Origin of the sequence: Pelomonas sp. Root1217, assembly GCF_001425705.1 — a bacterium.
GTDB lineage: Bacteria > Pseudomonadota > Gammaproteobacteria > Burkholderiales > Burkholderiaceae_C > Pelomonas.
Genome location: NZ_LMDC01000029.1, coordinates 190,193 through 211,989, shown reverse-complemented (window position 1 = coordinate 211,989; position 21,797 = coordinate 190,193). Strand labels below are relative to the sequence as shown.

28 protein-coding genes are annotated in these 21,797 nt (G+C 67.4%); 17 read left to right on the top strand and 11 right to left on the bottom strand.

The genetic code is table 11. From position 1 onward, the window contains the following. Positions 1-43 precede the first annotated feature (43 nt). Positions 44-1,483 carry a wax ester/triacylglycerol synthase family O-acyltransferase gene (locus tag ASC95_RS26535; protein WP_057300693.1) on the top strand — a complete coding sequence of 480 codons (1,440 nt, stop codon included), beginning with the start codon at positions 44-46 and terminating at the stop codon, positions 1,481-1,483. An 8-nt stretch (positions 1,484-1,491) separates the two neighbouring features. Here ASC95_RS26535 and ASC95_RS26530 read toward each other — a convergent pair whose 3' ends face one another. The 5 genes from ASC95_RS26530 to ASC95_RS26510 form a co-directional block, all read right to left on the bottom strand. Then, positions 1,492-1,851, bottom strand: a complete 360-nt coding sequence (locus ASC95_RS26530; RefSeq protein ID WP_057300692.1) for a hypothetical protein — start codon at positions 1,849-1,851, stop codon at positions 1,492-1,494. 109 nt (positions 1,852-1,960) lie between these two features. Continuing rightward, positions 1,961-2,302 carry a hypothetical protein gene (locus tag ASC95_RS26525; RefSeq protein ID WP_057300691.1) on the bottom strand — a complete coding sequence of 114 codons (342 nt, stop codon included), beginning with the start codon at positions 2,300-2,302 and terminating at the stop codon, positions 1,961-1,963. Positions 2,303-2,431: 129 nt separating this feature from the next. Continuing rightward, positions 2,432-2,773, bottom strand: a complete 342-nt coding sequence (locus ASC95_RS26520; protein WP_057300690.1) for a hypothetical protein — start codon at positions 2,771-2,773, stop codon at positions 2,432-2,434. A gap of 139 nt (positions 2,774-2,912) precedes the next feature. Next, positions 2,913-3,686, bottom strand: a complete 774-nt coding sequence (locus ASC95_RS26515) for a hypothetical protein (RefSeq protein WP_057300689.1) — start codon at positions 3,684-3,686, stop codon at positions 2,913-2,915. A 12-nt stretch (positions 3,687-3,698) separates the two neighbouring features. Then, on the bottom strand, positions 3,699-4,358 hold the full coding sequence (locus ASC95_RS26510) for a TetR/AcrR family transcriptional regulator (RefSeq protein ID WP_057300688.1): 660 nt from the start codon (positions 4,356-4,358) through the stop codon (positions 3,699-3,701). A gap of 59 nt (positions 4,359-4,417) precedes the next feature. Between ASC95_RS26510 and ASC95_RS26505 the strand changes: the two genes are divergently transcribed. The 5 genes from ASC95_RS26505 to hisD all read left to right on the top strand — a co-directional run bounded on the left by ASC95_RS26505 (position 4,418) and on the right by hisD (position 8,361). Further along, positions 4,418-5,338 (top strand): ABC transporter ATP-binding protein, encoded by a 921-nt coding sequence (locus tag ASC95_RS26505; RefSeq protein WP_057300687.1) that lies wholly within the window; start codon positions 4,418-4,420, stop codon positions 5,336-5,338. Continuing rightward, positions 5,335-6,090: an ABC transporter permease gene (locus tag ASC95_RS26500; RefSeq protein ID WP_057300686.1), complete on the top strand. Its 756-nt coding sequence runs from the start codon at positions 5,335-5,337 to the stop codon at positions 6,088-6,090. The genes ASC95_RS26505 and ASC95_RS26500 overlap by 4 nt, the downstream gene beginning before the upstream one ends. A gap of 74 nt (positions 6,091-6,164) precedes the next feature. Further along, positions 6,165-6,404 (top strand): BolA family protein, encoded by a 240-nt coding sequence (locus ASC95_RS26495; RefSeq protein ID WP_057300685.1) that lies wholly within the window; start codon positions 6,165-6,167, stop codon positions 6,402-6,404. After that, positions 6,401-7,057, top strand: a complete 657-nt coding sequence (gene hisG / locus ASC95_RS26490) for an ATP phosphoribosyltransferase (RefSeq protein ID WP_057300684.1) — start codon at positions 6,401-6,403, stop codon at positions 7,055-7,057. The genes ASC95_RS26495 and hisG overlap by 4 nt, the downstream gene beginning before the upstream one ends. Continuing rightward, positions 7,054-8,361 (top strand): histidinol dehydrogenase, encoded by a 1,308-nt coding sequence (gene hisD, locus ASC95_RS26485; protein WP_057300683.1) that lies wholly within the window; start codon positions 7,054-7,056, stop codon positions 8,359-8,361. The genes hisG and hisD overlap by 4 nt, the downstream gene beginning before the upstream one ends. Positions 8,362-8,364: 3 nt before the next feature. On the opposite strand, the gene ASC95_RS26480 is transcribed toward hisD, so the two are convergent. Beyond that, positions 8,365-9,678 (bottom strand): GNAT family N-acetyltransferase, encoded by a 1,314-nt coding sequence (locus ASC95_RS26480; RefSeq protein ID WP_057300682.1) that lies wholly within the window; start codon positions 9,676-9,678, stop codon positions 8,365-8,367. 109 nt (positions 9,679-9,787) lie between these two features. On the opposite strand from ASC95_RS26480, the gene ASC95_RS31540 reads away from it, so the two are divergent. The 7 genes from ASC95_RS31540 to hisA are packed head-to-tail and all read left to right on the top strand — an operon-like array spanning position 9,788 to position 14,171. Next, the gene (locus ASC95_RS31540) at positions 9,788-10,006 is read left to right on the top strand and encodes a hypothetical protein (RefSeq protein WP_057300681.1); all 219 of its coding nucleotides are present in this window, start codon (positions 9,788-9,790) and stop codon (positions 10,004-10,006) included. Then, on the top strand, positions 10,003-10,431 hold the full coding sequence (locus tag ASC95_RS26470; RefSeq protein ID WP_057300680.1) for a PIN domain-containing protein: 429 nt from the start codon (positions 10,003-10,005) through the stop codon (positions 10,429-10,431). The genes ASC95_RS31540 and ASC95_RS26470 overlap by 4 nt, the downstream gene beginning before the upstream one ends. After that, entirely contained in the window at positions 10,428-11,504 is a 1,077-nt protein-coding gene (hisC, locus tag ASC95_RS26465) for a histidinol-phosphate transaminase (protein WP_057300679.1), read from the top strand. The genes ASC95_RS26470 and hisC overlap by 4 nt, the downstream gene beginning before the upstream one ends. After that, positions 11,492-12,106, top strand: coding sequence for an imidazoleglycerol-phosphate dehydratase HisB (gene hisB, locus ASC95_RS26460; RefSeq protein WP_057300678.1), 615 nt, complete (start codon positions 11,492-11,494; stop codon positions 12,104-12,106). Before hisC ends, hisB begins: the two co-directional genes overlap by 13 nt. 8 nt (positions 12,107-12,114) lie before the next feature. Continuing rightward, positions 12,115-12,717 (top strand): hypothetical protein, encoded by a 603-nt coding sequence (locus ASC95_RS26455; RefSeq protein ID WP_157256519.1) that lies wholly within the window; start codon positions 12,115-12,117, stop codon positions 12,715-12,717. After that, entirely contained in the window at positions 12,714-13,361 is a 648-nt protein-coding gene (hisH, locus tag ASC95_RS26450; protein ID WP_056193720.1) for an imidazole glycerol phosphate synthase subunit HisH, read from the top strand. The genes ASC95_RS26455 and hisH overlap by 4 nt, the downstream gene beginning before the upstream one ends. Before the next feature lie 60 nt (positions 13,362-13,421). Beyond that, positions 13,422-14,171, top strand: coding sequence for a 1-(5-phosphoribosyl)-5-[(5-phosphoribosylamino)methylideneamino]imidazole-4-carboxamide isomerase (gene hisA / locus ASC95_RS26445; protein WP_057300676.1), 750 nt, complete (start codon positions 13,422-13,424; stop codon positions 14,169-14,171). 310 nt (positions 14,172-14,481) lie between these two features. Here hisA and ASC95_RS26440 read toward each other — a convergent pair whose 3' ends face one another. Next, complete coding sequence (locus tag ASC95_RS26440; RefSeq protein ID WP_082568141.1) at positions 14,482-15,081, bottom strand: CHRD domain-containing protein; 600 nt, start codon at positions 15,079-15,081, stop codon at positions 14,482-14,484. 111 nt (positions 15,082-15,192) lie between these two features. On the opposite strand from ASC95_RS26440, the gene hisF reads away from it, so the two are divergent. The 4 genes from hisF to ASC95_RS26420 all read left to right on the top strand — a co-directional run bounded on the left by hisF (position 15,193) and on the right by ASC95_RS26420 (position 17,400). Next, entirely contained in the window at positions 15,193-15,966 is a 774-nt protein-coding gene (gene hisF / locus ASC95_RS26435) for an imidazole glycerol phosphate synthase subunit HisF (RefSeq protein ID WP_057300675.1), read from the top strand. Beyond that, positions 15,967-16,515, top strand: coding sequence for a 16S rRNA (guanine(966)-N(2))-methyltransferase RsmD (rsmD, locus tag ASC95_RS26430; protein ID WP_057300674.1), 549 nt, complete (start codon positions 15,967-15,969; stop codon positions 16,513-16,515). It abuts the gene before it with no gap. Continuing rightward, positions 16,512-17,012, top strand: coding sequence for a pantetheine-phosphate adenylyltransferase (coaD, locus tag ASC95_RS26425; RefSeq protein ID WP_057300673.1), 501 nt, complete (start codon positions 16,512-16,514; stop codon positions 17,010-17,012). Before rsmD ends, coaD begins: the two co-directional genes overlap by 4 nt. Before the next feature lie 124 nt (positions 17,013-17,136). After that, positions 17,137-17,400 (top strand): YfhL family 4Fe-4S dicluster ferredoxin, encoded by a 264-nt coding sequence (locus ASC95_RS26420; RefSeq protein ID WP_057300672.1) that lies wholly within the window; start codon positions 17,137-17,139, stop codon positions 17,398-17,400. Here ASC95_RS26420 and ASC95_RS26415 read toward each other — a convergent pair. The 4 genes from ASC95_RS26415 to cbiB form a co-directional block, all read right to left on the bottom strand. Continuing rightward, a complete protein-coding gene (locus tag ASC95_RS26415) occupies positions 17,372-18,385 on the bottom strand; it encodes a S1/P1 nuclease (protein WP_057300671.1) in 1,014 nt (337 codons plus the stop codon). The genes ASC95_RS26420 and ASC95_RS26415 overlap by 29 nt on opposite strands. Before the next feature lie 9 nt (positions 18,386-18,394). After that, the gene (locus ASC95_RS26410; protein WP_057300670.1) at positions 18,395-19,837 is read right to left on the bottom strand and encodes a cobyric acid synthase; all 1,443 of its coding nucleotides are present in this window, start codon (positions 19,835-19,837) and stop codon (positions 18,395-18,397) included. A 73-nt stretch (positions 19,838-19,910) separates the two neighbouring features. Next, positions 19,911-20,885, bottom strand: a complete 975-nt coding sequence (locus ASC95_RS26405; RefSeq protein ID WP_057300669.1) for an aminotransferase class I/II-fold pyridoxal phosphate-dependent enzyme — start codon at positions 20,883-20,885, stop codon at positions 19,911-19,913. After that, positions 20,882-21,793 (bottom strand): adenosylcobinamide-phosphate synthase CbiB, encoded by a 912-nt coding sequence (gene cbiB / locus ASC95_RS26400; protein WP_082568140.1) that lies wholly within the window; start codon positions 21,791-21,793, stop codon positions 20,882-20,884. Before cbiB ends, ASC95_RS26405 begins: the two co-directional genes overlap by 4 nt. Between the last annotated feature and the right edge of the window lie 4 nt (positions 21,794-21,797).

The window sequence follows — 21,797 nt, the reverse complement described above, 5'->3', positions numbered from 1 at the left end:
CCGCCGAGTTTAGGCCCGGCCAATAACGAATCCGAGGAGACGCATGGGCCCCAGCAGCGAACGCATGTCCAAGGTGGATACCGCCTGGCTGCGCATGGACACTGAAGCCAACCTGATGATGATCGTCGGGGTCTGGTCCATCCGCCCCGGCATCACGCTGGCCGCCCTGCGCGAGCGCGTCGCCGAGCGCTTGCTGCAGTACCCGCGCTTCAGGCAGAAGGTCGTCGACGACGCCTTGCTGGGTGCGCAGTGGGTGGCCGACAAGGATTTCGACATCGCCCGCCACGTCGTCGCCGAGGTGCCGCTGCCCCTGCGCGGCCAGAGCCGTGACGAGGTGCTGCGCGAGCGTGTTGCCGAGCTGTGCTCTGAAGCGCTGGACCCGGCCCACCCGCTGTGGCAGTTCCAGCTCATCGAGGACATGGGCGACGGCACGAGCGCGTTGATTGCCCGCATCCACCATTGCATTGCCGACGGCATCGCGCTGATCGCCGTCATGCTGTCCATCACCGACGGCGGCAAGGCGCCGCCCAAGCGCGCGGCAAAGGATGTGGAAGAGCCCGGCGAGTCCGACTGGCTGCTCGACGCCTTCCTGCGACCGATCAGCAACCTGACCGTCAAGGCCATCGGCATGACCGGCAAGGGCGTGGCCAAGGGCGTGGACCTGGCCATGCGTGGTGACACGCCGATGGATTCGTCGCTGGAGATGGCCCGCATGGGCTACCAGGCCGTGTCCGACGTGGCCGCCTTCGCGCTGATGCCCGACGATTCGCCGACGCGCCTCAAGGGCAAGCCGGGGTCGAAGAAAACCGTGGCCTGGGATGACAGCCTGGCGCTGGACGAGGTCAAGGCGGTCGGCAAGGCCTTGGGCGCGTCCATCAACGACGTGCTGCTGGCCTGCGCAGCCGGCGCCATCGGCCGCTACCTGGCGGACAAGGGCGAGGACCCGGCAGGCAAGGAGATCCGCGCCATGGTGCCGGTCAACCTGCGGCCGCTGGAGCAGGCCTGGCAACTCGGCAACCGTTTCGGCCTGGTGCCGCTGGTGCTGCCCATCGGCATCGCCAACCCTGTCGAGCGGCTGTTCGCGGTGCGCGCGCGCATGAGCGAGCTCAAGGGCAGCTTCCAGCCGGTGATGGCCTTCGGCCTGCTGTCTGTGGCCGGCCTGCTGATCAAGCCGGTGCAGCATGCGATGTTGAACCTGTTCGCCAAGAAGGCGACGGCGGTCATGACCAATGTGCCGGGGCCTGCCGAGGCGCTCAAGTTCTGTGGCTCGACGGTCGAGAAGGTGATGTTCTGGGTGCCGCAGTCCGGCGACATCGGCATGGGCGTCAGCATCCTGACCTATGCCGGCCGCGTGCAGTTCGGCCTCATCACCGACACCGGCCTGTGCCCCGACCCCGAGGCCATCATCGCCAACTTTGCACCGGAGTTCGAGAAGCTCCTGATGCTGTCATTGATGATGCCGTGGGGGCAGGACGCAGCCTGAGACCCTGCTCACTTCGACTTGGGCACCGCCGCCGCCGTGACGGCGTTGGCCTTCTTGGACTTGGCCTTGCCGGCGGCGGTGGGATAGGCCATCGCCACCGTGGCCGGGTCGGCCTTCTCCAGATAGGACGCGTACTGCGCTTCGTCGCAGGGCTTGGCGTCGTTGTAGTACCGGTGGTCGCCCTTGGGGCGTTCGCCGGTGAAGGTCGGCGCTACCGCACCTGCGGCGAAGTATGTGGCGACGTGGCTGGCATAGGCCTGGGCGCAACCATCGCGCAACACGGCCTGGGCGTAGGTGGCCGGTGTGTCGGCCGCGAAGGCCGGCAGCGCGGTGACCAGAGACGCAATGGTGACTGCGAGGGTTCTCATGGCGGACCTCCTTGCTGCTCAAGGTGAGTGCAAGGCTACGCTCAAGTGCAAGCAAATGCACGCCGCATCGCACCAATCGAAAGGCGCCCGAAAGCGCCTTTGTATCGACTCAGCCCTTGGGTGCAGAAGGCGCCGTGGCCGGCTTCTTGGCCTTGGGGCGGCCGGCGGCGGAGGGGTAGCCGCGCATGACGAGGGCGGGGTCGGCCTTGTCGAGGTAGGCGGCCAGTTGCTCTTCGGTGCAGGGCTTGGCGTCGCCGTAGTACTGGGTGTCGCCCGGGTACTTGTCGCCGCGGTATTCGGGTGCATTGCCGGCTGGGTGATGGGCGCTGAAGCTGGCGTAGCTCTGTGCGCAGCCGGTGCGCAATTCGGACCGGGCCTTTTGCATGTCGGCGTCGTCGGCGAGGGCGACGGTGCTGGCCAGGCAGGCCAGGGTGGCGATGAGGGTCTTCACGGCGTGGCTCCTTGGAAATTCCAGTGACTTTCAACATTAGGTCGGCCGCGCCGAAAAAACAAAAGGCGCCCCGCAGGGCGCCTCGTTGGCTGACGATTTGAAAACGATCAGCGGCGAATCACATGCGACTCACAGACGGAAAGGCTCGGCCTTCTTCTTGACAGCTGTCGGGCGGCCGGCGGCCGTCGGGTAGGCAGCCATCACCTTGGCCGGGTCGGCCTTGTCCAGGTAGGCAGCGTACTGCTGCTCGGTGCAGGCCAGCAGTTTGCCCGGCTTGGCTTCGCCCTTGTACTTGCCGTTGGCGTAGACGAACTGGTACTCGTTCGAAGCGACCGGCGTGGCGACGCTGCTGGTGTCTGTGTAGCTCTTGGCGCACTCGGCGCGCAGTTCGGCCTGCTCGGGCGTGGCGTTGTTGCCGGCTTGGGCGGCAAAGACGGTGACGGCAGCGAAAGCGGGGATCAGGAACTTCATGGCGCGGTCTCGTGTGGGGGGGTGGCTGATGGGAACGAAGCTTACGCCGCGACGCGTTGCCTTGCACCCCCGGAGCCGCGGGAGACTGGGTCGTGACGGAGTTCACGACCCGGACCGCGTGCCGTGAACTAATGCTCGACTATTCCTCAAGCTCCTCTTTGGCGAGCTCGATATCGAGCAACTCCATCGCATCCATCGCCTCGCAGGCGGCCGCGTCGGCGTACAGCTTCTCGGCCTCCTTCATGCGCTTGTCGCCCTCCAGCATGACCAGGCCGTTGGCGCGTTCGATCATGGCGATGGCACTGGTCGGGTTCAGCTTGAGGGCCTGCTCGAACATCTTCAAGCCGGTCGCCGTGTCGGCGCCTTGGGTGCGGCCCAGCAGCTTGCCGACCTTGTCGATGACTTCGGCGTGGAAGGCACCCAGCGCGATATGGGCGTCGGCATGCTTGGGCGCGAGTTCGATGGTGGTTTCCAACGCGTTCTTGACCTTGCTGCCAAGGCCCTGAGCCAGCGCCTTGGCGACGCTGATGCCCTGGCCGTAGCGGCCGATGGCATAGGCCTGCCAGTAGAAGGCGTTGGGATTCTTGGGCTCCTCGCCCTGTTGGGCTTCGGCGCGCTCGGCGATCTCCAGGAACATCTCCAGCTTCACCTTCTCCTTCTTCTCAAGGTAGTTGGCGTAGATGCCCTGGGCCTTGTTGGCGACCGTGATGCCGGCGCCACCGGCGGCCAGGCCCGCGTCATAGGCAGCCTGGAAGTCGCCGGCATGGAAGTGGGCCCAGGCCTGGACGACGGCGGCGTCCTTGGGGAAAGGCTCGGCATCACCGGCATGCAGCCGCGCCCAGTGCTTCTTCAGCGTGGCGGGGGTGTAAACGAACGCGCTGTTGTCATAGGGAAAGGCGGTCCACTTGGCCATCGCTTGTCTCCGTCAGGGTTGTTGGTAATTGCCCGCGAGCTTGAAGAGGTGTTCCTTGGAAGCAGGCTCGAGGTAGGGTAGCAGCAGGCTCAATGCATGGAAGGCGCCGCGCATCAGCGCCGCGCCGGCGCGCTCGGGCTCCAGTGCACGGCGCGGGTCGCGCACGTATTCATAGCTCAGCCAGTAACTGACGACGACGACCATCGCGTTCGCGGTCGGTGCGGCCTCGCGCAAGTCCATCTTCAGCGCGCCGCCCAGGTGCAGGCCTGACAGCACCTGGCGCATCGCCAGCTCCTTGGCGGCGAGCAGGGTCTGGAAATGGGTTTCCAGCCGGCGGTTCTTGAACAGCAGGTCGTTCAGGTCGCGGTAGAGGAAGCGGTGCTTCCAGATGAGCTCGAACAGCATGTGGAAGAACAGCCAGCCGTCCTCTACGTTGCGCACGTTGTCAGCCGCGGCGAGCAGCTCGTTCAGCTCTGCCTCGTAGCGGCCGAACAGCGCGTTGACGAGTTCGTCCTTGGCCGGGTAGTGGTAGTAGAGATTGCCCGGGCTGATCTTCAGTTCGGCCGAGATCAGCGTCGTCGACACATTCGGCTCGCCGAAGCGGTTGAAGAGGTCCAGCGTGACCTCCAGGATGCGCTCGGCGGTGCGGCGGGGGCGTTTGGGGGTGGGCATCGCGGGTCATTCTGGCAGTGATCGGCACCGAAACAGGGCGACTTTTAGAATCGCGCCCCATGCCGAACCCGACCTCCCCGCCCGCCATCGCCTTCGAGAACGTCAAGAAGACATACCGGGGAGGGCAGGTGAAGGCGCTGGACGGTGTCAGTTTCGACATCCACTGCGGTGAATTCTTCGGCCTGCTGGGCCCCAACGGTGCCGGCAAGACGACGCTGATCAGCGTGCTGGCCGGCCTGGCCAAGGCCAGCGAGGGCCGCGTGCGCGTGATGGGCCACGACGTCGTCGACGACTATGCCGCCGCCCGCAAGGCGCTGGGCGTGGTGCCGCAGGAGCTGGTGTTCGACCCCTTCTTCAGCGTGCGCGAATCGCTGCGCATCCAGAGCGGCTATTTCGGCGTGCATGGCAACGACGACTGGATCGACGAGCTGCTGAGCAACCTGGGCCTGGCCGACAAGGCCAACGCCAACATGCGCCAACTGTCCGGCGGCATGAAGCGCCGCGTGCTGGTGGCCCAGGCGCTGGTGCACCGCCCGCCGGTCATCGTGCTGGACGAGCCGACCGCCGGTGTCGACGTGGAGCTGCGCCAGACGCTGTGGCAGTTCATTGCCCGCCTCAACAAGGAAGGCCACACGGTGCTGCTGACCACTCACTACCTCGAAGAAGCCGAGGCCTTGTGCCAGCGCATCGGCATGCTGAAGAACGGTCGCATCGTCGCACTGGACCGCACCTCGCAGCTGTTGGCGGGTACGGCGTCCACCATGCTGCGTTTCAAGACGGATGCCGCGCTGCCGCCTGACATCGCGGCGCGTGCGCGGGTGACGGGGCGCATCGTGCAGGTGACGGCGCACGACGCTCACGAGGTCGAGACGACGCTGGCCGAGTTGCGGGGCCAGGGCGTGCCGATCGAAGACCTGGAGATCGGCCGCGCCGATCTCGAAGACGTGTTCCTGGAGATCATGCAGGGAGAGCACGCATGAACGGGGCATCGACTCTTTTCAAGAAGGAAGTGCTGCGCTTCTGGAAGGTCGCCTTCCAGACCGTCTGCGCCCCGGTGCTGACGGCGGTCATGTACCTGCTCGTCTTCGGCCACACGCTGGAGGACCATGTGAAGGTCTATGACACGGTCGGCTACACGCAGTTCCTGATACCCGGCCTGGTGATGATGAGCGTGCTGCAGAACGCCTTCGCCAACAGCTCGTCCAGCCTCATCCAGAGCAAGATCACAGGCAACCTCATCTTCCTGCTGCTGACGCCGCTGTCGCCTTCGGCCTGGTTCGTCGCCTATGTGGGCGCGGCCGTCGTGCGCGGCCTGGCGGTGGGGACGGGCGTGCTGCTGGTGACGGCCTGGTTTGCGCCGCCGGGCCTGGACAACCTGCTGTGGGTGCTGACCTTCACGGTGCTGGGCGCCGGCCTGATGGGCACGCTGGGCCTGATCGCCGGCCTGTGGGCCGAGAAGTTCGACCAGCTGGCGGCTTTCCAGAACTTCATCATCATGCCGATGACCTTCCTGTCTGGGGTCTTCTACTCGGTGCACTCTCTGCCGGGCGTCTGGCAGGGTGTCAGTCACCTCAATCCCTTCTTCTACATGATCGATGGCTTTCGTCGTGGATTCTTCGGGGTCAGCGACGTGTCGCCGTGGCTGAGCCTGGGGGTCGTGGGCGTCAGCTTCGCTGTGACGGCGGGCCTCGCTTTGTCGCTCTTGAAACGCGGCTACAAGATCCGTTCCTAAAGGGTGGTTTGCGCAGCCCCGAAGGGGCCTGCGCTATCCCTCCCTAAAATCCGGGTTTTTCCCGAGGACCCGTGATGGCCGACCCGACCCCGCAAGAAGTGCGCGATTTCATTGCTGCAGGCCTGCCTTGCACGCATCTGGAAGTCGAGGGCGACGGTCGCCACTTCTTCGCCACCATCGTGTCCGCAGAGTTCGCTGGCCTCTCGCGCATCAAGCGCCATCAGCGTGTCTATGCCGCCCTGGGCGAGCGCATGCGCGAGCAGATCCATGCGCTGTCGATGAAGACATTGGCGCCCGAGGAGTGGACGCAATGACCGGCCTGACCCTCGCGCTTTCCAAGGGCCGGATCTTCGAAGAGACGCTGCCGCTGCTGCGCGCCGCCGGCATTGAGGTGCTGGAAGACCCCGAGACCTCGCGCAAGCTCATCCTGCCGACCAACCGCGACGGTGTTCGCGTGGTGCTGGTACGTGCCAGCGATGTGCCGACCTATGTGCAATACGGCGGCGCCGATCTCGGTGTGGCGGGGCGCGACGTGCTGCACGAGCAGGCACTGGCCCAGGGCGGCTCGCACGGTCTCTACCAGCCCTTGGACCTGAAGATCGCCTGCTGCCGCATGAGTGTGGCCACACGCGCCGACTTCGACTACGCCGCGGCCGTCAAGCAGGGCTCGCGCATCCGCGTGGCCACCAAGTACACCGAGATCGCCCGCCAGCACTTTGCCGACAAGGGCGTGCACGTTGACCTCATCAAGCTCTACGGCTCCATGGAGCTGGCGCCACTGACCGGCCTGGCCGAAGCCATCGTCGATCTGGTTTCCACCGGCGGCACGCTGCGTGCCAACAAGCTGGTCGAGGTGGAGCAGATCATGGACATCTCGTCCCGCCTCGTCGTCAACCAGGCCGCGCTCAAGCTCAAGCGCGACGCGCTGCGTCCGCTGATCGACGCCTTTGCATCGGCCATCGCATGAAACTCGTTCGCCAACTCTCCACGGCCGCGCCTGGCTTTGACGCCGAGTTCCAGCGCCTGCGTTTCTGGTCGGCGGCTGACGATGCCGCCATCGAAGCCCGCGTCGCGGAGATCCTGGCCGACGTGCGCGAGCGTGGCGACGCTGCCGTGCTGGACTACACCGCGCGCTTCGACCGCGTGACGGCCGACCAGGTCGCCGCGCTGGAAATCACGCAGGCCGAATTGCAGGCCGCGCTGGCCTCGATCACGCCGGCCCAGGCCAGCGCGCTGCAGGCGGCTGCCAAACGGGTGCGGGCCTACCACGAGCGCCAGCTGGAAGCCTGCGGCCGCAGCTGGAGCTACCGCGACGAGGAGGGCAGCCTGCTGGGCCAGAAGGTCACGCCGCTGGACCGCGTGGGCATCTACGTGCCGGGCGGCAAGGCGGCCTATCCGAGCAGCGTGCTGATGAACGCCATTCCCGCGCAGGTGGCGGGCGTCGGCGAGATCATCATGGTCGTGCCCACGCCGGACGGGGTGCGCAACCCGCTGGTGCTCGCCGCAGCGGCCGTGGCCGGCGTGCATCGCGTGTTCACCATCGGCGGCGCGCAGGCGGTGGCGGCGCTCGCCTATGGCACCGCGACCATCCCACGCGTCGACAAGATCACCGGCCCGGGCAACGCCTACGTCGCCTCGGCCAAGAAGCATGTGTTTGGCCAGGTCGGCATCGACATGATTGCCGGCCCCAGCGAGATCCTCGTCATCGCCGACGGCACGACGCCGCCCGACTGGGTGGCGATGGACCTGTTCAGCCAGGCCGAGCATGACGAGCTGGCGCAGAGCATCCTGCTCAGTCCCGATGCTGCCTTCCTGGATGCGGTGAGCGCCAGCATGGAGCGCCTGGTCGAGGAGATGCCGCGCGAGGCCGTCATCCGCGCGTCGCTGGCCGGGCGTGGCGCGCTGATCCTGACCCGCTCGATGGAAGAGGCCTGCGAGATCAGCAACGCCATCGCGCCCGAGCACCTGGAGATCAGCGCGGCCGAGCCGCAGCGCTGGGAGCCGCTGCTGCGCCATGCCGGCGCGATCTTCATGGGCGCCTACACCAGCGAGTCGCTCGGTGACTATTGCGCCGGCCCCAACCATGTGCTGCCCACGGCCGGCACTGCGCGCTTCTCGTCCCCGCTGGGCGTCTACGACTTCCAGAAGCGCAGCAGCCTCATCGAAGTCAGCGCCGAGGGCGCGCAGACACTCGGCCGCATCGCCAGCGAACTGGCCCACGGCGAAGGCCTGCAGGCGCACGCTCGCGCCGCGGAGCTGCGCTTGAAGTGACTCTCAAGCCGCGTCGACAGGCGCGGCCTTGAACGGGCTGCGCTCCGGCGGCTCGTCGTGCTCGGCCGTCTTGGTCAGCGCGGTGGTGATCCAGTTCAGCGCCGACACGCGGTGGCGCACCGCGCAACTCAGCGGCTCAGGTCTACAACCCATCTTGGCCTTGGGCTCCAGCGCCGTGCGGCCCAGGCTCAGCCGCGTCGAACCGAAGGCGATCGCGTCCTGCACAGTGGACTGCAGCAGCGTCAGGTAGATCGGTGCCTCGGCATTGGCCGCGCGGTCGTAGCCGATGTAGTAGCCCAGCGTCGTGTCGCCGTCGTGCACGCTGGTGACGAAGCCCAGCCAGCGCCCGTCGGCATGCTCGGCCACGCGGCAGCGGAAGCGCGCACCCAGGGCGACGGCCATGGCCGGCAGATAGCCTGGCGTCAGCGTTGCCAGCCGCAGGCCCTGGGCCTGGTGGACCTGGCCATAGAGAGCATGCAGCTCGTCGGCCCGCGCCAGCAGCTCCTCGGCGCTGGCCTCGCGCAGCGTCAGGCCGGCCGCGGCGCAGTCCTTCAGCAGCTTCTTGGCCGCGCTGCGATAGCCCGAGGTCATGCTGGCCAGGTAGTCGTCCCAGCTGCGCCATTCGGAGCGCAGCGTCAGCACCATGTCGGGTTCGGTGTCGACGCTGCGATAGCCCAGCAGGCGCAGTGACGGTGAGACCTGCTGGGCGGCCATGCCGAGGTCCTTGATCAGCGCCAGGTCGGACTGGCCGTCGAGCTTGTCGGCGCGGCGCAGCCGGTAGATGGCTTCGCAGACGCCATGCCAGAGCTGGCCCTCATCGGCATGCGGCGCCAGGGCCATGGCGCGCGCGCCCCAGACGAGCAGGTTGCCGCAGACCAGCAGATGCTCCTTGAGCCCGGCCATGGGTGCATCGACCAGCTTCTTGCTGCCGGGCTTGCGCAGCTGGGCGCCGCCGACGGCCACGCGCTGCAGCAATAGCGCCGCGACTGGCGCACCATCGGCATAGGCCATGGCGTAGCGCGGCTCGATGTTGTCCGGCGCATGCTGCTCCAGCACGCGCAGGTAGTCGCGCGACAGGAAGAGGGTCTGCGCCGCGAGCGCGTCCCAATGTGCCGGGTTCAGGAAGTCGACGCGGTCGGCCAGCACCAGTTGCAGGCCCGAGGCTGTGCGCCGCGCGACGCGCCTGGCCTTGATGTCCTGCAGGGCCTGGACGGGGTTGACCACCTGGGGCTTGAGCTTGCCGAGGGCGCGGCCGGTGCGCTTGAGCTTGGCCACGGTGGCCTGCAGGGGCTTCTTGGCGAGGGGCGATATGGGCATTGATGGTGGAGTGACAACGGGATGCAAAGGCTAACTCAATCGATTCAAGCGAGAGGTATTTGGACACGAAGTTCGTGCAACACGAACTTCGTGTGATACGCTTGATGCCATGAAGAATGTCACCGTGTCCATGGATGACGCCGTGGCCGAATGGGCCCGGTTGGAAGCCGCGCGGCGCAACACCAGCGTGTCTCGCCTGCTTGGCGAGCTGCTGGGCGAGAAGATGCGCCACGACGATGCCTATGAGCGCGCGCTGCAGGACTGGCTGCATCGGGAACGCTCCTGGGCTTCCGACGGTCAGCCTTACCCTGGGCGAGGCATCCTGTGAGCGATCCGGTCTTCGTCGACACCTCCGTGCTGCTGTTCAGCGAGGACGGTGCCCGGCCCGCCGAACGCGAACAGGTGCTGGCCTGGCTGCGCGAGCTGTGGGCCAACCGCACCGGCCGGATGTCGGTGCAGGTGCTGAACGACTTCTACCTGCTGGCCACCCAGCGCGTGAACCCGCGCATGCCCCAGGGCGACGCCCGTGCCGAGGTGCGCCGCTACCAGCACTGGCGGCCCTGGGCCACCGACCAGGCGACGGTGGAATCCGCCTGGTCGCTGGAAAGTCGTTTCAGCCTGCCGTTCGCCGACGCCCTCGTTGTCGCCAGCGCCAAGGCGCAGGGCTGCACTCGACTGCTCAGCCTGGCCCTGCCGCACGAAGCTGTCTTCGACAGCGTGCAGGTGCTCAACCCTATCGTGACCGCCCCATGAGCCTCGACCAAGCCCTTGCCCAGATCCGGCCCGACGTGCTCGCTGCACAGGCTTACGTCGTCCAGCCGAGCACCGGCTTCGTCAAGCTGGACATCATGGAGAACCCCTACCGCCTGCCGACCGAACTGCAGCGGGCGTTGGGCGAGCGCCTCGGCGCCGTTGCCATCAACCGCTATCCGGCCGAGCGCACCGCCGACTTGGCCGCGGCGCTGAAGGGTCATGCCGGCCTGCCCGAGGCCTTCGGCATCACGCTGGGGAATGGCTCGGACGAACTCATCAGCCTGCTGACGCTGGCCGTGTCCAAGCCTGGTGCGGTCATCCTGTCGCCGCTGCCCAGCTTCGTCATGTATGAGATGTCGGCGCGGCACCAGCACCTGCGCTTTGTCGGCGTGCCGCTGCGGGCTGGAGACTTCGAGTTGGACGAGGCCGCCATGCTGGGCGCGATTGCGGAGCACCAGCCGGCACTCATCTACTTGTCCTACCCCAACAACCCGACCGGCAACCTCTGGGACGCCGCCGCCATCGAGCGCATCGTCGCCGCGGCGCCGGGCCTGGTCGTCATGGACGAGGCTTACCAACCCTTTGCATCCTCCGACAGCCTGGCGCTGATGGCCCGCCACCCGCATGTGCTGGTGATGCGCACCATGAGCAAGTTCGGCCTGGCCGGCGTGCGCATCGGCTACCTCTGTGGGGCGGCCGAGCTGGTCGAGCAGATCGAGAAGCTGCGCCCGCCGTTCAACGTCAGCGTGCTGAACGCCGAGGCCGCCCTGTTCGCGCTGGAGCATGCCGATGTCTACGCCGCCCAGGCCGCCGAGCTGCGCCAGCAGCGCGAACGGCTTTTCAAGGCCATGCAGGCCATGCCCGGTGTCACGCCCTGGCCAAGTCAGGGCAATATGATCCTGGCCAGGGTTCAAGACGCCGCCGCCACCTTCGCGGCGCTGAAGGCCCGGGGCGTGCTGATCAAGAACGTCTCGGCCATGCACCCGCTGCTCGCGAACTGTGTGCGCATCACCGTCGGAACGCCCGATGAAAACACCCTGCTGCTCCAAGCGCTCGAAGCATGTCTGAACTAGCCCCCTCTCAATCCGCACGGGTTGCCGAAGTCACCCGCAATACCCGCGAGACCCGCATCACGGTGCGCGTCAACCTGGACGGCACGGGCCAGTCCAAGCTGCAGACCGGCATCGGCTTCTTCGACCACATGCTGGACCAGATCGCCCGCCACGGGCTGATCGACCTGGACATCCACTGCGAGGGCGACCTGCACATCGATGGCCACCACACGGTGGAAGACGTCGGCATCACCCTTGGCCTGGCCGTCGCCAAGGCGGTCGGTGACAAGGCCGGCCTGACGCGCTACGGTCACAGCTATGTGCCGCTGGACGAGGCGCTGTCGCGCGTCGTCATCGACCTCTCCGGCCGCCCGGGTCTGCACATGGACGTCAAGTTCACGGCCGGCAGCATCGGCGCCTTCGACACGCAGCTGGCCTTCGAGTTCTTCCAGGGCTTTGCCAACGCGGCGCTGGCCACCGTCCACATCGACAACCTGAAGGGCCACAACGCCCACCACCAGGCCGAAACCATCTTCAAGGCCTTCGGCCGGGCGCTGCGCATGGCGACGACGCTGGACCCGCGCTCGGCGGGTGTGATCCCGTCGACCAAGGGGTCGCTGTGAGCCGCGCCTTGCTCCGCGCTGTGCGCCGCAGCTTCGCGGCACTGGCGTTGAGCGGCCTGTTTGCCGTGGGCGCCATGGCGCAGGAAGGTCAGCCTTGCCCGCGGCCGGGTACCCAGGAGGATATGCCCCAGACGCTGGGCCCGGGCTTTGAGCGCATGATGACCCATGGCTTCGAAGCCACCATGCCCGGCGGCGGCTGCAGCATCCGCTACAAGCATCCGAGCGGCATGTGGGCCGACGTCTACATCTACCAGGCCCAATTGGGTCGCGTCGAGGACGTTGCGCGAGATCCCCGGTTGCTGGAGGAGTTCAAGTCCGCGATGAGCGGCATCGTCAAAGGCTGGCAGCAGCGTTACCCCGACACCAAGGTGCGCGACGTCGTCGCGCAATATGAGAACCACGGCCAGAGCCGAACCGAGGTCTTGGTGGGCTGGGCCACGATCGACCGCCCCGAGAAGGAAGTGTTGCGCAGCTATGTGCAGCTGTGGAGTGGCAGCGGCTCCATCTGGAAGCTTCGCACCACCTTCCCCGGCGTCGACAAAGCCGTGTCCGAGCCCGCCGTGACGGCACTGGGTGACGCGCTCGTAGACCTGTCCCGGGGGAAGCCATGACCCGCACCGTTGCCGTCGTCGACTACGGCATGGGCAACCTCCGCTCGGTGTCCCAGGCTGTCATCCATGCCGCCGAGGGCCAGGGTTTCGAGGTGGCCATCACCTGCGACCCTGAAGTGGTGCGCGCCGCCGAGCGAGTCGTGCTGCCTGGCCAGGGCGCCATGCGCGACTGCATGCGCGAGCTGGCCGACTCGGGCGTCAAGGAAGCCGTGCTTGAAGCCGCCGCCACCAAGCCGCTGCTGGGCGTGTGCGTTGGCATGCAGATGCTGCTGGATCACAGCGAGGAGCAGGACACGCCCGGCCTGGGGCTGATCCCGGGCCGCGTGCAGCGCTTCCGCCTGGAAGGCCGGCTGCAGGAAGACGGCAGCCGCTTCAAGGTGCCGCAGATGGGCTGGAACCGCGTGCACCAACCGCGGGCGCATGCTGTTTGGGATGGCATCCCGGACGAGAGCTGGTTCTACTTCGTGCACAGTTTCTACGCGACGACTGCGTTGCCGGAACACAGCGCCGGCGAGACCGACTACGGTGCTCGCTTTACCTGCGCGGTGGCCCGGGATAATATTTTTGCGACCCAATTCCACCCCGAGAAAAGTGCCGCGCTGGGCCTCGCCCTCTACCGCAATTTCCTGCACTGGAAGCCCTGAACGGGTCTGCACTTTCTTGCCTCCCGCCTTCCTTTCCCTCCAGCCCCTCAGCCCCCGGCCATGCTGCTGATCCCTGCCATCGACCTGAAAGACGGTCGCTGTGTCCGCCTTAAGCAAGGCGACATGAACGACTCCACCACCTTCGGCGAAGACCCCGCCGCGATGGCGCGCCGCTGGCTGGATGCCGGCGCGCGGCGCCTGCACCTGGTGGACCTGAACGGCGCCTTCGCGGGCAAGCCGGTCAACGAGCCAGCCATCAAGGCCATCATCAAGGAGATCGGCGACGAGATCCCCATCCAGCTCGGTGGCGGCATCCGTGACCTCGACACCATCGAGCGCTACCTGGACGATGGCCTCTCCTACGTCATCATCGGTACGGCCGCGGTCAAGAACCCTGGCTTCCTGAGGGACGCCTGCACGGCCTTCGGCGGCCACATCATCGTGGGCCTGGACGCCAAGGACGGCAAGGTTGCCACCGACGGCTGGAGCAAGCTGACCGGCCACGAAGTCATCGACCTGGCGCAGAAGTTTCAGGACTATGGCGTCGAAGGCGTCATCTACACCGACATCGGCCGCGACGGCATGCTGACTGGCATCAACATCGAGGCCACCGTCAAGCTGGCGCAGGCGCTCACCATCCCGGTGATCGCCTCGGGTGGCCTTTCGGACATCGCCGACATCGAGCGCCTGTGCGCCGTTTTCGGCGACGGCATCGAGGGCGTCATCTGCGGGCGCTCCATCTACACCGGCGCGCTGGACTTCGCGTCCGCCCAGACGCGGGCGGATGAGCTGATGGCTGCGGCCGGTTGAACGCGGCCCCTCGTCTGAAGGGTACGTCAGACGGTCTTGCAGATCGCGCTGCGGCCAGTGCAGCAGCCCTTCGGCAGGCACATGCCGCCCAACGGGCGCCATGTGTCCGGCCTCAGCCCTCGAGGGGATGGCGATGCTTGCCGGTTCGACCGGCAAGCACATCGCCAACGCGGGCCGGCTAGGCGAACTGGAGTCGGACACCAGCAGTTCCTGCGGACTGCTGGTGCCTACGGAAGGCCATTGGCCTCTGGCCAATGGCAGGCCCGGCGCTCGGCCCGAAAACCGCCGTCCGCAGCGCGAGCGGACCGACTCAGCGTCCGAGACTGCGGCGGCGCAGCACCAGCAGGCCCAGGCCAGCCAGCATCAGCGCATAGGTCTCGGGCTCCGGCACGGGCGACGGCACCAGGAAAGTCCTGATCTCGCCGCCACCCGAGGTGCTCGAATGGATGTTCAGATAGGCCTTGCCGTCAGCGAGGCCGGTCGCAAACGCGGCGAAAGCGCCTGAGGTCGTGCCGCCGTTGGCCGTCACAAAGGCGGGGTTCCAGCTCGACGCCTGCGTCATGTCGAAGGTCATCGAGTAGCTGCCGGACTTCACGCCGAGAGGGAACAGTGGAAAGGTCGGCAGCGGTGTTGCCACGCCCGCCGAGCCTGCACCCGCCGCGCTGGTACAGCAGTGGATGTGGCTTGCCGTCGTATTGCCGCTCAGGCCGCTGAACGTCACGTCGACCTTCATCGTGAAGGTGTCGTCGTCAAAGACGAGGCTGACCGTGCCGGTGCCCAGCGATCCAGCGGCCGTCGCAGGCTCGCCGAGGTTGCTCAGCGTGCCGATATAGGTCACCGGATGAGCCGACGCCACGGTGGCGCTGAAGGCAAGTGTCGCGGCGAGCAGGGCAGGGGTGGTCAGTCTCATCGTCGTCTCCGTGGGGTGGGTTGAGCAGCCGCGATTGGGCAATGCTTCACGGCCGCTGCGAAGCCCTAATCAGCAAAGGAATAATCGGGGCTGTTTTTCCGTCCCCCTCTCATGCTCGCCAAACGAATCATTCCCTGCCTCGACGTCACCGCCGGCCGCGTGGTCAAGGGCGTCAACTTCGTCGGCCTGCGCGATGCAGGCGACCCGGTGGACATCGCCGCGCGCTACAACGAGCAGGGTGCCGACGAGCTGACCTTCCTCGACATCACCGCTACCAGCGATGGTCGCGACCTCATCCTGCACATCATCGAGGCCGTCGCCTCGAAGGTCTTCATCCCCCTGACCGTGGGCGGCGGCGTGCGCGCGGTGGCCGACGTACGGCGGCTCCTGAACGCCGGTGCCGACAAGGTCAGCTTCAATTCCGCAGCGGTGGCCGACCCCGAACTGATCCGCGCCGCCAGCGACAAATACGGTGCCCAGTGCATCGTGGTCGCCATCGACGCCAAGCGCCGAGCCGACAATGACCCGAGAGGCAGGGGCTGGGACGTCTACACCCACGGCGGCCGCAAGAACGTCGGCCTGGACGCCGTCGAATGGGCGCGCAAGATGGCCGAGTTCGGCGCCGGCGAGATCCTGCTGACCAGCATGGACCGCGACGGCACCAAGAGCGGCTTCGACCTCGAACTGACCCGCGCCGTCTCCGACGCCGTGCCCGTGCCCGTCATCGCCTCGGGTGGCGTCGGCTCGCTGGACGACCTGGCTGATGGCATCACCAAGGGCGGCGCCGACGCGGTGCTGGCCGCCAGCATCTTCCATTTTGGCGAACACACGGTGGGCGAGGCCAAGGCCTTGATGGCGGCGCGCGGCATTCCGGTTCGCCAGTAGATGGGCGAAGTTCGCATCATCGGCGGCCGGTGGAAACGCTCCAAGCTGCCCGTGCCTGACCTGCCGGGGCTGCGGCCCACGTCCGACCGCGTCCGTGAAACCCTCTTCAACTGGCTGGGGCAGACGCTCGACGGCTGGCGCGTGCTGGACGCCTTTGCCGGCAGCGGCGCCTTGGGTTTCGAGGCGGCCTCGCGCGGCGCGGATGCCGTGGTGATGATCGAGCGCGAGGCGGCCCTGGTGGACGGCCTGAGGGCCAGCCAGAAGCGCCTGCAGGCCAGCGCCATCACCATCCATCGCGCCAATGCGCTGAACTGGATGACGGCTTGCGCCGACCGCTTCGACCTCATCTTTCTCGATCCGCCCTTCGCCGACAACCTGTTCGACCGCGCCCTGCCCGCTGCCACGCCGCTGCTGGCGGAGGGCGGCCTGATTTACGTCGAGTCGCCCCACGATATCTCCGCACCGGCCGGATTCACCGCCTGGCGCCAGGGCCGAGCTGGCGCCGTGCACTACCAATTGCTGCGTCGCGAGGACAATCCAGTCCCATGACCTCCCGTACCACGATCACGGCCGTCTATCCCGGCACCTTCGACCCCATCACGCTGGGCCACGAGGACTTGATGCGACGCGCGGCCGGCATGTTCGAGCGGCTGGTGATCGCAGTTGCGGTGGGGCACCACAAGAAGACGCTGTTCCCGCTGGAGGAACGGCTGGCGATGGCCCAGGAGGCGGCGGCGCCTTTGGGCAATGTCGAGGTCATCGCCTTCGACGGCCTGCTGCGCGACTTCGTGCGCACCCACGCCGGCCGTGTCGTCGTGCGTGGCCTGCGCACCGGTGGCGACTTCGAATACGAGTTCCAGATGGCCGGCATGAACCGAAAGCTCATGCCCGAGGTCGAGACCATCTTCCTGACGCCCGGCGAGCACCATCAGTACACGTCCAGCACCTTCGTGCGCGAGATCGCGACGCTGGGTGGCGAGGTGGCGGAGTTCGTGTCGCCCGGGGTACTGGCGCGGCTGAACGAGCGCTGCAGGAAGGGGGGCTGACGATGGCGCTGATGATCACGGACACGCGGAGCGGGAATCGGCAAGGCATGCCTTGCCCCGCCACGCGCGGCGAGCGCATGCAGGCGCTTGCCGTATTCGTCCGCCTGGCCGATGGAGGTGTTCCATGGCGTTGATGATCACGGACGAATGCATCAACTGCGACGTCTGCGAACCCGCCTGCCCGAACAACGCCATCTCGATGGGCGAGGAGTTCTACAAGATCGACCCGGCCAAGTGCACCGAATGCGTTGGCCACTTCGATGAGCCGCAGTGCGTGATGCTCTGCCCGGTGGCCTGCATTCCGATCAACCCGGCGCACATCGAGAGCCGCGAGACGCTGATGCAGAAGTACCAGCGGCTCACTGCGGGCGCGGGAACACCCACCTGAGCAACTGGGCCAGCCGCGCGCCGGCGAGGGTCAGTTGCTGGCGCTTGATGGCATCGGCACGGGCGCCGTAGCCGTCGGGCAGGCTGACGTGCCAGGTGTCGCCCTGCCTGGGCGAGAAGCTCAGGCCTTCATACGTGGCGTTTGCCCGCTTCACCGACTGGCTGCCCCAGCGTGCGGGCCAGGTCAGGGGATCGCCGGCGTCCGGCCGAACCTGGCGCGCCTCGGCCAGCCAGGCCGCATCGACATGCTGAGGCCTGAATTCCTCGGGCACGTTGTCCCAGTACGAATGAAAGTTCTTCGATCCCGTCGTTGCGGCCGGATCGAGCAGCAAGCCGTTGCCACCAATGGTGAAGCTGGCGCGATCGAAGCCCTGTTTGTCGGGGTCGACACGGCGCCCCTGGGCGTCGAGATAGACGCTGCCGACGTGCAGCGGCTGGTGGATGTCGCCCACCAGATGCACCAGTACCAGCAAAGCCTCGCGTTGGCTCTTGAAGTTGGGCTGACCGGGCGAGGGCTTGCCCTGCAGAACCAGGATGGCCGCACGCAGCGCACCGACGACGTCATCCGGGCGCGTGCCGGTCACCTTCGGTAGGTAGCGGCCGCGCTGCACGGCGATGTCGGCGTAATGGGTCTGCTTGTGGCAGCTGTCCTCGTCGAGGCCAATCGCGCACTGCCGGTCGTTGCGTCTTACATAGTCGGCCATCTCCGCAATGCGCGCAGGCGTCTCCAGCGCGGCGCACGCGGGGTACTTGCCCGGCGCGGGATAGGTATAGCCCTGGCTGGGCGCGATGCCTTTCACGCAGTCCGCCCAGATCGAAGCCAGCGGCAGCGGCATGTCACCCAGCAGCGCAGCCACGCGAGCTTCGGCGGGGCTGCCCTTGATGAGGCCGGCTGCGATGGTTGCAACGGTCTGGTGCCCGTCCGAGCCCCAGGCGTGGACTGCCAGGGGCAGGGTGAGCAGGGCGGTGGCAAGGAGGCGGCGCATGGGGTTCGGTCAGCTGATCAAACCCGCAATCTTGCCCGGTTGGAAGTGCAGGTCGATGAAGTCTGCCAGCCCATCGAAAACGGCGTCCAGCGACCGGCCAGCGTGGCCGAACAGGGCCTTGAGCACGGTTGGCTGCTCGAACAGGCCATGGGCGTAGACGCCCAGCACCTGGCCGGCCTGCCACCCCACCGCCTCGCCGGCGGCATTGCGCAGCGCCACGCGCGGCGGCGGCAGGCCGGCGTGGGGCTGGGTGCGGCCGTGGCGGATCTCATAGCCGCTGGCCTGCACGCCGGCCAGGGCTTGCCAGCCACCGTCCAGTGAAGTTGAGAAAGCGAACTCCGCGCTGCGCAGCAGCTTTTCGGGCTCGAAGACGGTCACCAGCGGCAGGAGGCCCAGGCCCGGCGCATTGCCGTCGACGCCATGCGTGTCGATCAGGGCCTCGCCCAGCATCTGCAGGCCGCCGCAGATGCCGAGCACGCGGCCGCGGTGGCTGTTGATGGCGGCGTCGAGCTTTTGCGCGCGCAGCCAGGCGAGGTCAGCCGCGGTGGACTTGGAGCCGGGCAGGACGATCCAGTCCGCGCCGGCCAGGTCCTTGGGCTCGCGCGCCCAGGACAGGCGCACGCCGGGCAACTGGCGCAACGGCTGGAATTCATCGAGGTTGGAGATGCGCGGGTAGGCGATGACGGCGATGTGCAGGCCGGTGCCGGTGGTGCGGTCATCAAACACGCCATCCTCCTCGGGCAGGCCATGGCCACGCCACATCGGCAACGTGGCGATGGTGGGCACGCCGGTCAGGTGTTCGAGCTGCTCGGGCCCGGGTGACAGCAGCCCGGCGTCGCCGCGGAAGCGGTTCAGCACGAAGCCGCGCACCTGGGCGCGCACGTCATCGGGCATCAGCTGGTGGGTGCCGTACAGGTGGGCGAAGGCGCCGCCGCGGTCGATGTCAGTGACGATCAGGCAGGCGGCGTTGGCGTCGCGAGCGGTGCCGAGGTTGACGTAGTCGCTGGGCGCCAGGTTGATCTCCGCCGGCGAGCCCGCGCCTTCGATGACGACGACATCGTTCTCCCGCATCAGCTCGTGCAGGGCCGCGCGGGCGCGGGGCTTCAGCAGGGCGCTGCGTTCGCGCCAGGGTATGGTGGCCATGGCCGGGTCCACTTCGCCGAGCACGACGACCTGGCTCTGCGTATCCGCCTCGGGTTTGAGCAGCACCGGATTCATGCGCACCTCGGGCACGCGGTTGGCGGCCAGGGCCTGGAAGTACTGCGCCGAGCCGATCTCGCCCATCAGGCCGTTCAAGCCGGGCACCACGCGCGCGTTGTTGCTCATGTTCTGCGCCTTGAACGGCGCGACCTTGAGTCCCTGGCGGGCATACCAGCGGCACAGCGCCGTGGCCAGCCAGCTCTTGCCCGCGCCACTTGTGGTGCCGAGCACCATCACTGCTTTGCTGTTCATTGATGCACCCTTCGGCCTTCGGCCTGTCCCGCCGAGCGGGAGCGAGTTTGCTTGGGACGGCCCGGCGCTGCACTCATGAGTCTTCGCTTTCGATTTCAAGCAGGGCCTGTTGGAGCGCCTGCTGGGCGGCGAGCGGCTGGGCCGAAACGCGCACCCAGCCGGTCAGGCCGAAAGAGGTTGTGTCGCGCACGCCGATGCCGCGTTCGCGCAGGCGGGTCGCGATATCGAGGCGCGGTGGGCGGGCCAGCCAGAAGTTGGTGCAACTGGGTTGTTGCAACCAGTCCAGGTCGGCCAGCAGCGCGCGTTGCTTCGTCGACCATTCGCGCAACTGATGGCGAGCCTTGGCCAACCACGCTTGCGTGTCGTCGCTGTTCCAGTGCATCAGCATCGCCACGCCCTCGGCCGACAACACCCAGCTGGGCGCCAGCGACAACGCACGGGACCAGACCTCGTCAGCGGCCGGCGCGATGAAATAGCCCGCACGGATGCCCGTCAGCCCGAGCGCCTTGTTCGGGCAGATGAGCTGCCAGGCGCCGCGCGGCAGCGAGGTGGCGGCACCGTGCAGGCGCAGCGGCTCGTAGGCGCGGTCAACCACGATCAGGGCATCGAGCTCCGGCCATGCCGGCACGCTGGCACCGGTCGGGTTGCAGGGCTCGCAGATCCAGACCAGGGCGGGCGCCGTCGGACGGATTTCGGCCGGGACGGCATAGGGCTTGACGGGCAGGCCCAGCGCCCGGGCCGCCAGTGCATAGTCGCCAAAGCCGGGCTGCGGCACCCAGACCTCGCGGCGGCCGGCGAGCATCGCCGCCAAGGTCAGCCGGCGTATGCCCTCGGCACCTCCTGCCGTGGGCAGGACCAAGTCGGCGTCACCAAGGTGGAGGCGCAGCGCGCGGTAATTCGGGTCGGGATAGGCCTGGCGGTCGGCGGCCTGCATGGCCTTCATCAGCACCGGTGGCGGGCCGAGCGGGCTGGCGTTGGTCGAAAAGTCGTGTGCCACCGGTGGGCCGCCGTCCGGTCCTCCATGTTCGGGCAGCAGCGGTTCGTTCATGTCCGCAGCGCCCAGGCGAGGGCCACGATCAGCGCCGCGCCCACGGTGACGGCCTGCTGTGCAACATCGCGGGCGGCATTCAGGTCACCGGTCTGCACGGGCTCTCCTTCGGCATTCAGCATGTAGACGCCCGGCTTGGACAGCCGCCGGCCCAGCCGAAGCGCCATCGCCGCCATGGGCCAGCCGCTGTTGGGCGACGGCGTGCGCCGGGCTTCGCGCGGCAGCCGGCCAAAGGAGGGCGGCATCAGCACCAGCGCGGTCAGCCGGGCCGGCAGCCAGGACAGCAGGTCGTCGGCCCGCGCAGCCCATTTGCCGCACCATTCGCGCTCGTCGCGGTAGCCCCACATGGCATCTGCCGTGTTCGCAAAGCGGTAGATCGCCGCGCCCGGCAGCCCGGCGATGGCGAACCAGAACAGCGGCGCGATGACCGAGTCGTTGAGGTTCTCGGCCAGCGTCTCGATGGCCGCTTCGCGCACGTCGGTCTCACTCAGCACCGACGTGTCGCGGCTGACCAGGCGTGAGAGGCGCACACGGGCGGCGTCCAGCGATCTGCTCAATTCGGTTTCCACGGCAAGCGCCTCGTTGGCCAGCATGCGCCAGGCGAGCAGTGGCTTGAGCAGCAGGCCGACAGCCAAGGCAGTGCCAACGAGGCGCAGCGGTGAATGCCAAGGCTGCAGCAGGAGCAGCACCCAGCCCTCCAGCCACAGCGCGATGAAGGCGACCATCGCGGCGCCGACAAGCCAGGCCAGCGCACCGGCGACAAAGCCCAGGGCCGGAGGCAGCTTCGTCAGCTTGAAGAGGCCGAGATAGCGTCCCATGCCAACGACCGGGTGCGCCCACACGGGTGGTTCACCGATGCGGTCCACCATCAGGGCCACCAGCATCGCCAAGGGCAACATCAGGCTCATCATG